At 51.2% G+C, this 13251-nt stretch carries 14 protein-coding genes; 12 read left to right on the plus strand and 2 right to left on the minus strand.

Going from position 1 to position 13251, the window contains the following annotated elements:
- The first annotated feature begins 334 nt into the window (after positions 1–334).
- The 4 genes from AB9R92_RS02800 (at position 335) to AB9R92_RS02815 (ending at position 3768) form a co-directional block, all read left to right on the plus strand.
- Positions 335–1285 (plus strand): ABC transporter permease, encoded by a 951-nt coding sequence (locus AB9R92_RS02800; protein ID WP_370668011.1) that lies wholly within the window; start codon positions 335–337, stop codon positions 1283–1285.
- Positions 1278–2228, plus strand: coding sequence for an iron chelate uptake ABC transporter family permease subunit (locus tag AB9R92_RS02805; RefSeq protein WP_370668012.1), 951 nt, complete (start codon positions 1278–1280; stop codon positions 2226–2228). The genes AB9R92_RS02800 and AB9R92_RS02805 overlap by 8 nt, the downstream gene beginning before the upstream one ends.
- Positions 2225–2986 carry an iron ABC transporter ATP-binding protein gene (locus tag AB9R92_RS02810; protein ID WP_370668013.1) on the plus strand — a complete coding sequence of 254 codons (762 nt, stop codon included), beginning with the start codon at positions 2225–2227 and terminating at the stop codon, positions 2984–2986. The genes AB9R92_RS02805 and AB9R92_RS02810 overlap by 4 nt, the downstream gene beginning before the upstream one ends.
- Positions 2987–3120: 134 nt before the next feature.
- Positions 3121–3768 (plus strand): phosphatase PAP2 family protein, encoded by a 648-nt coding sequence (locus AB9R92_RS02815; protein WP_370668014.1) that lies wholly within the window; start codon positions 3121–3123, stop codon positions 3766–3768.
- Between the two features lie 86 nt (positions 3769–3854).
- On the opposite strand, the gene AB9R92_RS02820 is transcribed toward AB9R92_RS02815, so the two are convergent.
- Positions 3855–5138 (minus strand): ammonium transporter, encoded by a 1284-nt coding sequence (locus AB9R92_RS02820; protein WP_370668015.1) that lies wholly within the window; start codon positions 5136–5138, stop codon positions 3855–3857.
- A 12-nt stretch (positions 5139–5150) separates the two neighbouring features.
- On the minus strand, positions 5151–5492 hold the full coding sequence (locus AB9R92_RS02825) for a P-II family nitrogen regulator (RefSeq protein ID WP_370668016.1): 342 nt from the start codon (positions 5490–5492) through the stop codon (positions 5151–5153).
- Positions 5493–5687: 195 nt separating this feature from the next.
- Here AB9R92_RS02825 and AB9R92_RS02830 point away from each other — a divergent pair, with 195 nt between their 5' ends.
- From AB9R92_RS02830 to AB9R92_RS02865, 8 genes are all read left to right on the plus strand, one after another.
- Complete coding sequence (locus AB9R92_RS02830; protein ID WP_370668017.1) at positions 5688–6338, plus strand: uracil-DNA glycosylase; 651 nt, start codon at positions 5688–5690, stop codon at positions 6336–6338.
- A gap of 92 nt (positions 6339–6430) precedes the next feature.
- Positions 6431–7240 (plus strand): zinc transporter ZupT, encoded by an 810-nt coding sequence (gene zupT / locus AB9R92_RS02835; RefSeq protein ID WP_370668018.1) that lies wholly within the window; start codon positions 6431–6433, stop codon positions 7238–7240.
- A 53-nt stretch (positions 7241–7293) separates the two neighbouring features.
- Positions 7294–8238, plus strand: coding sequence for a DUF4003 family protein (locus AB9R92_RS02840; RefSeq protein WP_370668019.1), 945 nt, complete (start codon positions 7294–7296; stop codon positions 8236–8238).
- Between the two features lie 98 nt (positions 8239–8336).
- Positions 8337–9554: an MFS transporter gene (locus tag AB9R92_RS02845; RefSeq protein ID WP_370668020.1), complete on the plus strand. Its 1218-nt coding sequence runs from the start codon at positions 8337–8339 to the stop codon at positions 9552–9554.
- 119 nt (positions 9555–9673) lie between these two features.
- Positions 9674–10516 carry a GNAT family N-acetyltransferase gene (locus tag AB9R92_RS02850; protein ID WP_370668021.1) on the plus strand — a complete coding sequence of 281 codons (843 nt, stop codon included), beginning with the start codon at positions 9674–9676 and terminating at the stop codon, positions 10514–10516.
- Between the two features lie 53 nt (positions 10517–10569).
- A complete protein-coding gene (locus tag AB9R92_RS02855; protein ID WP_370668022.1) occupies positions 10570–11538 on the plus strand; it encodes an ABC transporter ATP-binding protein in 969 nt (322 codons plus the stop codon).
- On the plus strand, positions 11535–12173 hold the full coding sequence (locus tag AB9R92_RS02860; RefSeq protein WP_370668023.1) for an ABC transporter permease: 639 nt from the start codon (positions 11535–11537) through the stop codon (positions 12171–12173). The genes AB9R92_RS02855 and AB9R92_RS02860 overlap by 4 nt, the downstream gene beginning before the upstream one ends.
- Positions 12174–12247: 74 nt before the next feature.
- A complete protein-coding gene (locus tag AB9R92_RS02865) occupies positions 12248–13141 on the plus strand; it encodes a glycine betaine ABC transporter substrate-binding protein (RefSeq protein WP_370668024.1) in 894 nt (297 codons plus the stop codon).
- Positions 13142–13251: the final 110 nt, after the last annotated feature.

Here is a 13251-nt window from a genome sequence, read left to right on the forward strand (position 1 = left end):
GCGCAAAAGGGTGAGCCGAAACAATGAGACAAGCGTTCTTCTTGGCTCATTGTGAAAGGCCAACCCAAAGCAGGGCGGCGACTCCATAAGCGACGCCAAATCCCTCGCCACATCCTGATTCCAACCCAAGAAGCGACTCCACAAATGATGCGAAAAGTCGGTCACCAAATTTGAAAAACAAGTGAACATTTCAAAGCGCCTGCGTTCTTAATGAAAATAGTTCTCAATTATCCCTTGACGCTATTTTTTATACTGCTATACTAAAAAACAATAAGTCAATGATAATCATTATCATTCTCAATTGGCAATAGCACTGGATAGGGAGCGGCATTACATGAAAAAACGTATTCTAATACCCATATTGATCCTTCTGTCGTTCATCTCCCTGTTTGTCGGAGTCAGCAGCATCAGTCCGCTGGATCTCCTTGATTTTCAATCGGAAGAAACACAGATTTTCCTTGTCAGCCGCTTTCCGCGCCTGGTCGCGATATTGCTTGCAGGGGCGGGCATGAGCATGGCGGGACTCATCATGCAGCAACTGAGCCGCAATAAATTCGTTTCGCCAACCACTGCCGGAACGATCGATGCAACACGCCTCGGGATCCTTGTTTCGATGCTGTTGTTTGCCAATGCGTCCATGCTTGAGAAAATGGGCGTGGCATTCCTGTTCGCCCTCGGCGGCACGTTCTTGTTCATGCAGATCCTGAACCGCATTAAATTCAAGGACGCGATCTTCATTCCGCTGATCGGCTTGATGTTCGGCAATATCCTGTCGTCGATCACCACCTTTTTCGCCTACCGGGCAGACGTCATCCAGAACATGTCGGCTTGGCTGCAAGGCGATTTTTCGATGGTCATGAAAGGCAGCTATGAGCTTCTTTACATAAGCGTACCGGTCTTCATCATCGCCTATATGTACGCCAACCGCTTTACGGTGGCGGGGATGGGGGAGGACTTCTCGAAGAATTTGGGGCTGAAATACCGCAGCGTCGTCAACATCGGCTTGACCTTGGTCGCGCTCATTACGGCGACTGTTGTTTTGACGGTCGGCATGATTCCGTTTCTTGGCTTGATCATCCCGAACATCGTTTCCATCTTCAAAGGGGACCATCTCCAGAAAACCTTGCCGCATACCGCGATGCTCGGCGCCATCTTCCTGTTGATCTGTGACATCCTCGGGCGCGTCTTGATTTATCCGTATGAGATCACGATCAGCCTGATGGTGGGCGTCATCGGAAGCTTTATCTTCCTGATCATGTTGTTTAGGAGGAAGGTATATGCGTGATATACATAAATTGTGGATTTTGATTGCGCTTGCCGCGGCGGCGTGCGGTTTGTATTTATTCGATAATTTGAATGGCAGCTTTGATTATGCACTTCCGAGAAGAGGTGTGAAAGTCTTCGCGATGGTGCTGACGGGAGTGGCGATTGCTTATGCGACGGTGGTTTTCCAGACCATCACCCATAACCGTATTTTGACGCCGAGCATTATGGGTTTGGATTCGCTGTATATGCTCTTGCAGACCTTGTTGATCTTCTTCTTGGGCTCAGGGCATATTACGATTATCAACAAGCAAGTGAACTTCCTGTTATCGATTGCTGTCATGGTCATCTTCGCTTTATTATTCTATAAGCTGCTGTTCAAAAAAGACAACCAGCCGATTTATTTCCTGTTATTGATCGGCATCATTCTCGGTACCTTTTTCGGCAGCGTCTCGACGTTCCTGCAAGTGTTGATCGACCCGAACGAATTCCAAATCGTCCAGGACCGGATGTTCGCGAGCTTCAATAACGTCAATGCAGATCTGGTCTGGACATCGCTATTGTTCATTGTCGTCTTGATCGGCTTCGCTTGGCGCCATAATGCCTCGCTCGACGTGTTGTCTTTGGGGCGTGATGCGGCGGTGAATCTTGGCGTCGGTTATGATGCGCTCGTCAAGAAGATGCTTGTGCTGTCCGCCGTATTGATCGCCATTGCGACTGCACTCGTCGGGCCGATCACGTTCTTCGGCTTGATCGTCGCCAATTTGTCTTACCAATTCTTCAGATCCTATAAGCATTCGGTTGTCATTGCGGGCGCGAGCATCATCAGCATCGTGGCGCTCGTCGGCGGGCAATGGGTCGTTGAACATGTCTTCACATTCAATACGACGCTCAGCGTCATCATCAATTTCATCGGCGGCGTCTATTTCATTTATTTGCTATTAAAGGAGAGTCGGTCTAAATGATCCAAGTCCGTGAACTGACGAAATTATATGGAAAGAAACAAGTCGTGGAAAATGTATCGGTCGATATCCGGCGAGGGCAAATCACTTCGTTCATCGGCCCAAACGGGGCGGGGAAATCGACGCTCTTGTCAATGGTCAGCCGGCTATTGGATGCGGATACAGGCGAAGTGTTGATCGATAAGACCAACACGAAGCAAATGAAGTCCAATGAATTCTCGAAGCGCGTCTCCATTTTGAAGCAATCGAATTTCATGAATGTGCGCTTGACGATCCGCGAGTTGGTGTCATTTGGCCGCTTTCCGTATTCCAAGGGCCGCTTGAACGCAGAAGATGAGCGCATGGTCGACCAGGCGATCGAATACATGGACCTTGGGGATATGGAGAACTCGTATTTGGATGAACTTTCAGGCGGGCAGCGGCAGCGGGCGTTTATCGCGATGGTTATCGCGCAAGACACGGATTATGTGCTGCTCGATGAACCGCTCAATAATTTGGACATGAAGCATTCCGTGCAGATCATGAAGATTTTGCGCCGCTTGGTCGATGAACTCGGCAAAACGGTGATCATCGTCCTTCACGATATCAATTTCGCCTCGGTCTATTCCGACCGCATCGTTGCACTGAAGAACGGCCGCGTCGTCAAAGATGGGCCGACCGAGGAAATCATCCAATCGGCTGCGTTGAAGGAAATTTACGATATGGACATCCCGATCCAACAAATGAATGATTGCCGGATTTGCGTATATTTCAATTCCTGATAGTGGAAGTTATTGAATATGAAAACAAGGAAATCCCGGACCCGTGTGGAAGTGTACTCCATACGGGTTTTTTAATTGGTTGTGGAAAATTTTCCAAAATGCCTTATGGATGCGACAGGGAAGAAGGTGCAAGTATGAAGCGAATCTTTTATCCGTTGGCGATGGCGACGCTACTTGGGTTTTTCGGCATTCTTTATTATTATCAACGGGAACCGGTCCGGGAACTGGACGAACGGGCAGCTTCGTTGCTCGGCGGGATGGGCTTTCTCGAAGCCATGGCGTTCATTGGGGAGCAATGGATGATCTTTACGGTCAGCTTTCTCCTTTTGGTCTTCCTGTGGGCGTTTCGCCATAACTACCGGGGCATGTTGTTTGTCTTTTTGGCGGTCGGGGCAGGGAATGCGTTGAATCAATTGCTGCAGCAGTGGTTCGGCCGCCCGATGCCGGAATTTCCGGAAGAAGTGGCCTCCTATAGCTTTCCGTCCGATCATGCGATGGTCGGTTTATTGTATTTGTTCACGCTGGCGTATTTCCTTGGCGAACGGGCTGGCACTAAATCGACCCGGCTGATGGTTTGGCTGGTTGCGGTATTGTTGACGGTACTCACTGCCTTATCGCAAGTGGCAAGCGGTGCGCATTACTTGTCGGATGTCTTGGCCGGGTTGTTTCTCGGCTATACCTTATTCGTCCTGGTGGCCATCTGGTATGAAATGAGGGAGCGGCAATTCCACAAGCGCAAGGAAATGCGCGCTGTCGAGCCGGAAGACATGGAGGAGCTCTAAATAGGCGCAATAAAAAAACGAACGGAGAAAACTTCTCCGTTCGTTTTTTCTATTGAGAACCCCCAAGTTTTCGTTCTGTCTCTGTTTTATACTTTGCCTGAAGCTGGCCGTTCTTCGCCGAGTTGGTTCAGGCGGTCTGCGAAATTATCCGCTCTGCCGGATGAACCGCGCAGCACGTCTTGCATCGAATAGGCTTGTGATCCGTGTTCTGCAAAGTCCAAGCCGGTTTCTTCTTCTTCGGCTGTCACGCGAAGCGGCGTCACAAGGCTGATCAACAGAAGGACGGCGCCGGTAGCCAAGGAGGCCCAGGCGATGACGGCCAGTACGCCGACTGCCTGGATGCCGAGAATTTCCGCTCCTCCCCCGTACAGCAAGCCGCCGTTCACATCGAAGAATCCAATCGCGAGCGTTCCCCAAATTCCTGCGATTCCGTGAACCGATACAGCCCCCACTGGATCGTCCACGCGAATTTTCGTATCCAATAGATGGACAGCTTCTGTCATGATGATGCCGGCGATCAAACCGATCAAAATAGCGCCGAGGAATGAGACATTAGCAGCGCCGGCAGTGATGCCGACAAGACCCGCGAGTGCACCGTTCATCGTCAAGGTGCCGTCAATGCGGCCGTAGCGGAAGCGGGTGTAAAGTGCCGTAGCCAAAACACCGGCGGATGCTGCGAGTAAAGTGTTCGCGATGACGGGCGGAACAAGTGCGGGATCGGCTGCGAGCGTGCTGCCCCCGTTAAAGCCGAACCAACCCAGCCATAGAATGAACACGCCAAGCGCACCGAGCGGCAAGCTGTGCCCTGGGATTGTATTGACGGTTTTGCCGGAATACTTCCCGAGGCGCGGCCCGATTTTCCAAGCCGCGATAAAAGCGGCGACAGCACCCGTCAAGTGGACGACAGTGGAACCGGCAAAGTCGATAAAGCCGATTTCGGATAACCAGCCGCCACCCCATACCCAGTGGCCGACAATCGGATAGATGATGGCTGTCATGGCAACGGTCAACAAGATGTAAGCGGTCAAGTGCATGCGTTCTGCGACGGCACCCGAGATGATTGTGGCACACGTAGCGGCAAACACTGCCTGGAAGACGAAGAATCCGATATCCGTGACACCAGATAAAGCGAATCCTTCCGTGCCGATCAAGCCAAACGACGATGGCCCGAACATCAGCGCATAGCCGACGATGAAATAAAGAATAGATCCAAGTGAAATGGTGATCATGTTTTTCATCAAAATATTAAGGGTATTTTTAGAGCGAGTGAATCCTGTTTCAACCATGGCGAATCCGGCATGCATGAAAAAGACGAGCATGGCACCGAGCATGACCCACAGCATATCGACTGAACTTTGTACAGCTTCCATAATTATCTCCCCTTATCCAATCGCGACGGCGCCGCGTTCTTTTGTTCTGATCCGGATGGCTTCTTCTACAGGCAAAATGAAGATTTTTCCGTCGCCGACTTCACCGGTGGAGGCATAGTCAAGCAAAGCTTGGATGATGTCCTCGACTTTTTCATCTTCGACGACCATTTCCAATTTCAATTTTGGGGAAAATTCCATTCGGTAGGCATTGCCGCGGAACAAGCCGACGCGTCCTTCCTGTTTGCCGATTCCCGCGATTTCAGTTACGGTCAACCCGTCGATTCCTTCCAGGGCCAATGCTTGCCGGACGTCGGCGAAAACAGAAGGGCGAATGATAGTCTCAATCTTTTTCATGCTTCTTCCTCCTTGTGTTAGGTTTTCTAACATTAAGTTCGTGTTAGGTTTGTTAACATATTAATCAATGTTTTCTGACAATGCAAGTGTTATTTTTCATTTGTGTTAGGTTTTATTACGTGAAAACGATTGCAAATGGCGGTAATCAAGAGAAAATTTAATTTTTGACTTAATTTAAAGGAAAAGGTGATGGCTATGTATAGAATTTCGCAAGAACTGGCTGAATTGGGGAAAAAGCGCATCGCGGATTTCCCGGTGGAAGGCTTTGTTTGGGGGAGCGGCCCGCAATCGCCGGCGTTAATGCTGGTCGGAGAAGCGCCGGGAGAGAACGAAGTGGAGACGGGGATCCCGTTTACGGGCCGTGCCGGAAAAGAATTGATGGCTTCATTGGAAGGGATCGGTTTGGCGAGGGAAGATGTCTATATCACCAGCGCTGTCAGAAGCCGCCCGTATAAATGGGGTGAAAAGCGCACCCGGAGCGGGGAAATGATAAAAAGGAAATACAACCGGGCCCCAAACAAGAAAGAAATCATCGCCCATGCCCCGATCCTGGATGAAGAAATCCGTGCGGTAAAGCCGCCGTTGATTGTGACGCTCGGCAATATCGGCCTGCAGCGGCTCATTGGGCGTGAGGCAAAGATTATGCAGTTACATGGAATTTTGATGGAAACGCCGATCCTGTATTGGGATGAAGACAGTGCCACATTTTTGGAAACAGAGGAGAGCTATCACATTTTCCCGACCTTCCATCCCGCGAGTGTGTTCTATAATCCGGCAGTCCGCGAACATAAAGATGCGGATTGGGAAAAGCTTGCCCGATTGCTGCGGAATGAAGTGCATGAATAATGGAAAATCTTTCTTTGTTGAAAAAAGTTGCGTAAAGGAAACTTCTGGAGTAGAATAGCTTTATTCATTACTACTGGAAGGAAGTTGGCTTTATGGACAGTACGGTTTTATTCGCGCTTGGCTTGACGCTGTTTGCTGGGCTTGCAACCGGGATCGGCAGTTTGATCGCATTTTTTGCTTCGCGCACCAATACGAAATTCCTGTCCGTGTCCCTCGGTTTCTCGGCTGGGGTCATGATTTATGTCTCCATGATCGAGATTTTCTTCAAAGCGAAAGATTCGCTGACGGCTGCCCAAGGAGAGACGGCAGGCTATTGGCTGACGCTTGCCGGCTTTTTTGGCGGCATGGTTTTCATGGCGGTGCTTGATCGGATATTGCCGCAAATGGGGAACCCCCACGAAGTGCGCACAGTGGAAGATATGGACGAGGGCCCGACCAACGACGAATACGCTCGCCTCCGCAAGATGGGAATTTTCACGGCGCTGGCCATTGCCATCCACAATTTCCCTGAAGGCATCGCGACATTTATGTCAGCGATCCAAGATCCTGCGCTCGGCATTGCCATCGCAATCGCAGTGGCGATCCACAACATCCCGGAAGGCATTGCGGTGTCGGTACCGATCTATTACGCGACTGGCAGCCGTAAGAAAGCATTCCAATACAGCTTTCTCTCAGGCGTCTCCGAACCAGTCGGGGCAATTGCGGCTTGGTTGTTCTTGATGCCTTTCTTGAGTGATACTTTGTTTGGCATCATCTTCGCGGGTGTTGCGGGGATTATGGTATTCATCTCACTGGATGAATTATTGCCTGCAGCGAAGCGTTATGACGAAGCCCATTTATCGATTTATGGCTTGGTTGCTGGTATGGCGGTCATGGCCCTCAGCCTCGTCCTTCTTGCGTAACTTGAAACCTCGCGCCTCCTTGACCGTATAAACGGCTAAGGAGGCGTTTTTCAATGGGAGCTAAAAAGATCGAAGAAACTTATGGGCAAGTCTCGAAAGCGCTCGGCTGGGCGGCGGACAAGCAAGTGTCTCTTGCCATCACGATGATGTATTTGAGCAGGGGGCGTGAATTCGATGCGGACGCACATCTTGAAGTGTCCCGGCTGATCAAAAAGAAAGAAGGGTTCACATCGCCGCTGCGCGCCCATCTCCACCACATTGTCACGGCATATCTGGTGCTCGGGGATGAGTCGGCCGAAGAGGGGTTGGCCAAGCTCAATGCCAATCAGCAGGCGCTGAACCACAGCAAGTTCTGGAAGAGCGCCTATACATATCTCGCGGGCTTAATAATGGACTCTCCTGAACAAGCGCAGCGGGCGAGGGAATTGTACAATGCGATGAAAACTTATCATCCATTCCTTACTTCAAGCGAAGATATTCCGTACGTCGCTTTGCTGTCGAACCGGGAAGGGGCGGTCCAAGAGCGTGCGGAAACGATGAACCGCTACTATAAGGAACTGCGGGCGCATGGATTTTCAGCCGGCAATCATTTGCAATGGCTTAGCCAGGTCATGACCTTCGACTCGCCTGCGTTTCAACCGGAAGTGGCGGGGCGCGTCGTGGCGATCCGTGATTTCCTGAAGGCGGAGAAAATCAAAGTGCGCGGGGAGCATTATCCGGTACTCGGTTTTTTGGCTATCGCGAATGCGGACGGACAGGCGCTGGCTGCTGTCGTGGAGATGGCCCGTGCACTGGAAGCGTCGAAATTATTCCGCTGGTACGGCGGGTGGATTCTTCCTTCCGCAGTCCAATTGGCGATGGCGCAATCGGCAGAGCTGCGTGAAAGTGAAGCGGCAGTATTTTCGGCTTCCGTGGAAATGTTTATGCAGGCGCAGCAGGCGGTGATGATACTCGGCATGAGCGCGGTAATCGCTTCTTCCAATAATTCCGGGAGCTGATTGCGAAGCTCTCGGACATCCCTTGTCACTTGAAGCCTGTAAAGGTATAGTTAGGGTGTAAAGAATAACAGACAAGTGTCAAGACAAGGGGAAAGTAAATGGCAACTGCGACAGAAAAAAACACAAAACCTATATCACAGCGAAAACTACTAGGCGTAGCGGGGCTCGGCTGGCTATTCGACGCGATGGATGTCGGGATCCTGGCGTTTATCATTGCAGCGCTTCATGAAGATTGGGGGCTCACTTCGCAGCAAATGGGCTGGATCGGCAGCGTCAATTCCATCGGCATGGCTGTGGGCGCCTTTGTGTTCGGGATTTACGCCGACCGTGTCGGCCGCAAGAAAATCTTTATCATTACTTTATTACTGTTCTCGCTGGCAAGCGGGGTTTCGGCATTTACCACAACACTGGCGGCTTTCCTGATTCTGCGTTTCTTCGTCGGAATGGGGCTTGGCGGAGAATTGCCGGTCGCTTCGACTTTGGTATCGGAAAGCGTCCCGGCAAAGGACCGCGGGCGGGTAGTGGTGCTGCTGGAGAGTTTCTGGGCTGCGGGCTGGCTGGTGGCTGCGATCATTTCGTACTTCATCATTCCCGCATACGGCTGGCGGGTCGCGCTGTTGCTGACGGCATTGCCTGCGTTTTACGCTCTGTACCTGCGCATCAATTTACCGGATTCGCCGCAATTCACAGCGAAAAAAGACGTGCTTCGCTCCGTTTCGACCAATATCCGTGACGTGTGGTCAAAAACGTATCGGCGCCCGACGATGATGCTGTGGATCGTCTGGTTTACAGTGGTTTTCTCGTATTACGGGATGTTCCTGTGGCTGCCGAGTGTCATGGTGATGAAAGGATTCCCGCTCATTCAAAGTTTTCAATATGTATTGATCATGACGCTCGCGCAATTGCCGGGGTATTTCTCGGCAGCTTGGCTCATCGAACGCGCCGGCCGGAAGTTCGTTCTGGTAACGTATTTAATCGGGACGGCCGCTTCCGCTTTGGCGTTCGGGAATGCGGATACCGTCACGACGCTATTGATATCAGGTGCGTTCCTGTCGTTCTTCAACTTGGGTGCTTGGGGAGCGCTCTACGCATACTCCCCTGAGCAATACCCGACAGTCATCCGCGCGACGGGCACAGGGATGGCAGCGTCATTCGGCCGGATCGGCGGCATTCTCGGACCGCTTCTTGTCGGTTCGATGCTGACGGCGGGATTCGGCATCAATGTCATATTTGCGATTTTCTGCGGTTCGATTTTAATCGGCGCATTGGCGGTCGCTTTCCTTGGGACTGAAACGAAACAAATGGAATTGGAATGATAAAACGCGGGCCGGATAAGGTCCGCGTTTTCGTTTTCTCTTAAATGAAAAGAGGGAATGATCCAAAAGTAGCTAATAAGTAATGAGGAAATGAATTTAATGGAAACGGGTGTGGAGACATGGAATGGAAATGGTACCAGGAGATTGGCGAATATATGGAAAAAGCACGGCCGCTGCTTGAAAAAAGGGAAGACCTATACAGTTTATTTCTTGGCATATTGGGCCAAATCGAGCAAGGGCGCTATGAAATATTCTATGTAGGGCTCGCGGAAGACGCACAAGGAGTTGCGGCATTGGCTTTGATGACGCCTCCCCATCCGTTGCAATTGATCGTCTGGCGAGAAGATGGGGATGTGGAAGCGCTGGCGGCGAATGAATTCCGCGATGCAGAAATTGAAGTTTCCGGAGTCATCGGGGATAAAGGGACCGCTGAAAAGTTTGCAAAAGCGTGGGGAGAACGCTCGGAAATCGCCATGGATCAAGGCTTGTACCGGATCGATGCCGTGCGGAAGAAGCTTGCGAAAAGCCCGGGCAGCTGGCGTGTGGCGAACCGGCTTGATGCTGCGCTGCTCGTCGAATGGTATCAATTATTCGCCGAAGACACCGGCATCGGCAATCCCTCAAAAGAGGAAGCGGAAGAGAAAATTGCTGACTTCATTTCACGCAAAGAAGTGTTTCTCTGGGAAGATGGGGGGCGCGTGGTGTCCTGCATGAAAAAAGCGCGGCCTTCCAAGCATGGCATCACCGTGTCATTCGTTTACACGCCTAAAGAGCTTCGTAAAAAAGGCTACGCGCGTACGCTTGTCGCGGAAGTTACGGAAGAGCTGCTTACTGAATATGATTTTGCTATGCTTTATACTGACTTGGCGAATGGCACTTCCAATAAGATTTACCAGGAAATCGGTTATGAACAAATCGCCAATCCGGTACACTTGAAATTTGAGTCATCGCAACGGGAGTAAAGCCCTGTGTAAAAGGGTATAGAGAAACGACCAATTGAAAGGGGGCGAAGCGAATGATCCGCTTTGACAAGGTCACGAAACGATATCCGGACGGTACGGAGGCGTTGAAAGACGTTACGCTCGATTTGCCAGCACGCCAGTTGACCGCTATCATCGGCCCCAGTGGATGCGGAAAGACGACCTTGATGAAAATGGTGAACAAGTTGGAAAATCCGACAACGGGCTCCATATACATAGACGATGAGCCGATCACCGGCATGGATGAAGTGAAGTTGAGGCGGTCGATCGGTTATGTCATTCAGCGCATCGGCTTATTTCCGCATATGACCATCGCTGATAATGTCTCGTTAGTTCCTAAATTACTGAACTGGCCAGCCGATAAAACCGACGAACGCTCGAAAGAACTGCTGCAATTGGTCGGGTTGGATCCTGCTGTTTTCATGGATCGCTATCCATTGGAACTGAGCGGCGGCCAGCAGCAGCGTGTCGGCGTTGTCCGTGCGCTGGCGGGAGACCCGAATATCGTGCTGATGGATGAGCCGTTTTCAGCGCTCGACCCGATCAGCCGTGAGCAATTGCAGGATGAGCTGCGCCATTTGCAGCAGGAAATCCATAAAACGATCATTTTCGTCACCCACGATATGGACGAGGCTTTGAAAATCGCCGATACGATTGTGGTGATGAAGGATGGGCAAGTCGAACAAGTTGGGACGCCGCAGCAATTGATCGATGAACCCGCCAATGAGTTTGTGCGCAGCTTTATCGGCACTGAACGCATCAACCAGAAACGTTCATTTGGAGACCGGCGCTTGAAGGAATTCGCATTTCTCTTCGACAAGGACTGGGCGGGGGAAGCGGAGCCGGCAGATGCCGCATTGCCGGTCAGCGACGCGCATCAGCTATTGGAGCGAAGCGGCAAACCGCGCCTCGCTGTAGTCGATGAAGGAGAATTGGTCGGCTTTGCCGGAGAGCGGGAATTATTGAGAGCGGCCCTCCATGTTGAGAAAGGGGCGACCGCATGAATGCATTTTTCGATACACTCGTAAGCCGCCAGGACATGATTCAAGATGCCTTTATCGAACATATCTATCTATCTTTTGTCGCGGTGGCGATCGGCATCGCAATCGCTTTGCCAACAGGCATTATGATCGCCCGCTACCGGCGCTTTGCTGAGCCGATCATCGGAGTTACTGCGGTATTCCAAACGATACCAAGTTTAGCTTTGTTTGGATTCCTGGTGCCGATTCTTGGCATCGGTTCACCGACTGCGTTAATTGCGCTGATTATTTATGCGTTATTGCCGATTTTACGCAACACTTACGCAGGCATTGTCGGAGTCGATGGATCCACCATTGAAGCAGGGCGCGGCATGGGCATGACGCGAACGCAGATTTTGCGCCAGATTGAATTGCCCTTGGCCTTGCCGTTCATCATGGCGGGCATCCGCACCGCGACGGTACTGACAGTCGGGATCGCGACGCTCGCGACTTTTGTCGGTGCTGGCGGCCTTGGCGATATCATCTACCGGGGGTTGCAATCGTATAATAATTCGCTGGTGCTTGCAGGTGCACTGCCGGTTGCCTTGTTGGCGATCGGGTTTGATTTGATTTTGAAATGGATTGAAAAACGCGCCACGCCAAAAGGGTTGAAAACCTAAGTTTTACTTAAAGCACAGCAGTAAAAGGAAATGAGCAAATAGGCTCGAAACGGGCCGAAAAGGGGGAAACATCAATGAAAAAAACAGCATTTGGCGTATTGCTTGGCACATCTGCGATCCTGGCTGCCTGCAGCGGCGGCGCAGAGTCGGAACCGATCGTTATCGGGGGCAAGCCTTGGACAGAACAGTATATCCTGCCGCATATTGTCGGGCAGTATATCGAAGCAAATTCGGATTATAGCGTGGAATACGAAGAAGGGCTCGGGGAAGTGTCGATCTTGACGCCGGCACTTGAGCAAGGCGATATCGACCTGTACGTCGAATACACCGGAACCGGCCTGAAAGATGTGTTGAAGCGAGAGTCGACGCCAGGACAGTCTTCAGAGGAAGTATTGGAAGAAGTGCGTGCGGGATATGAAGAAGAACTCGGCGCTACATGGCTCGAACCACTCGGATTTGAAAATGGCTATACCCTTGCGTACGCCAAAGATTACGACGCAGAAACTTATTCAGACCTTGCGGAAATCTCGCAATCGGAAGACATGACTTTCGGAGCGCCGCACCCATTTTATGAACGCCAAGGAGACGGCTACGATGACATGGTCGCCACCTACCCGTTCGAGTTTTCAGCAACTGAAAGTTTCGACCCGGCCATTATGTACGAAGCGGTCCAAAACGGCGACGTTGATGTCATCCCGGCGTTCACGACCGACAGCCGCATTGCGTTGTTCGACTTGAAGACGACAGAAGACGATCAATCATTTTTCCCGAAATACGACGCTGTCCCGGTCGTCCGGACAGAAACGCTTGAAGAATATCCGGAACTCGAGGATCTATTGAACGAACTGGCCGGACAGATCACGGAAGAAGAGATGCTCGCGATGAACTCGCGTGTGGACGTGGACCAGGAAATCCCGAACGAAGTAGCGCGTGACTTCCTCGTTGAAAAAGGTTTGATCGAAGAATGATGGCAACAAGCTCTGCGGTATTTGTAGACTGACATAGCGATTTGAGACAACCATAAAACACCTTCATTAGGCTGCTTGCGCCCCGAACTCTCGGGGTGACAAGTAGCCTA

It is taken from the genome of Planococcus sp. SSTMD024 (genome assembly GCF_041320495.1).
Lineage (GTDB): Bacteria > Bacillota > Bacilli > Bacillales_A > Planococcaceae > Planococcus.

Coding starts and splice junctions, on each gene's coding strand:
- AB9R92_RS02800 (WP_370668011.1), top strand. CDS start 335: ATGAAAAAACGTATTCTAATACCCATATTGATCCTTCTGTCGTTCATC.
- AB9R92_RS02805 (WP_370668012.1), top strand. CDS start 1,278: ATGCGTGATATACATAAATTGTGGATTTTGATTGCGCTTGCCGCGGCG.
- AB9R92_RS02810 (WP_370668013.1), top strand. CDS start 2,225: ATGATCCAAGTCCGTGAACTGACGAAATTATATGGAAAGAAACAAGTC.
- AB9R92_RS02815 (WP_370668014.1), top strand. CDS start 3,121: ATGAAGCGAATCTTTTATCCGTTGGCGATGGCGACGCTACTTGGGTTT.
- AB9R92_RS02820 (WP_370668015.1), bottom strand. CDS start 5,138: ATGGAAGCTGTACAAAGTTCAGTCGATATGCTGTGGGTCATGCTCGGT.
- AB9R92_RS02825 (WP_370668016.1), bottom strand. CDS start 5,492: ATGAAAAAGATTGAGACTATCATTCGCCCTTCTGTTTTCGCCGACGTC.
- AB9R92_RS02830 (WP_370668017.1), top strand. CDS start 5,688: ATGTATAGAATTTCGCAAGAACTGGCTGAATTGGGGAAAAAGCGCATC.
- zupT (WP_370668018.1), top strand. CDS start 6,431: ATGGACAGTACGGTTTTATTCGCGCTTGGCTTGACGCTGTTTGCTGGG.
- AB9R92_RS02840 (WP_370668019.1), top strand. CDS start 7,294: ATGGGAGCTAAAAAGATCGAAGAAACTTATGGGCAAGTCTCGAAAGCG.
- AB9R92_RS02845 (WP_370668020.1), top strand. CDS start 8,337: ATGGCAACTGCGACAGAAAAAAACACAAAACCTATATCACAGCGAAAA.
- AB9R92_RS02850 (WP_370668021.1), top strand. CDS start 9,674: ATGGAATGGAAATGGTACCAGGAGATTGGCGAATATATGGAAAAAGCA.
- AB9R92_RS02855 (WP_370668022.1), top strand. CDS start 10,570: ATGATCCGCTTTGACAAGGTCACGAAACGATATCCGGACGGTACGGAG.
- AB9R92_RS02860 (WP_370668023.1), top strand. CDS start 11,535: ATGAATGCATTTTTCGATACACTCGTAAGCCGCCAGGACATGATTCAA.
- AB9R92_RS02865 (WP_370668024.1), top strand. CDS start 12,248: ATGAAAAAAACAGCATTTGGCGTATTGCTTGGCACATCTGCGATCCTG.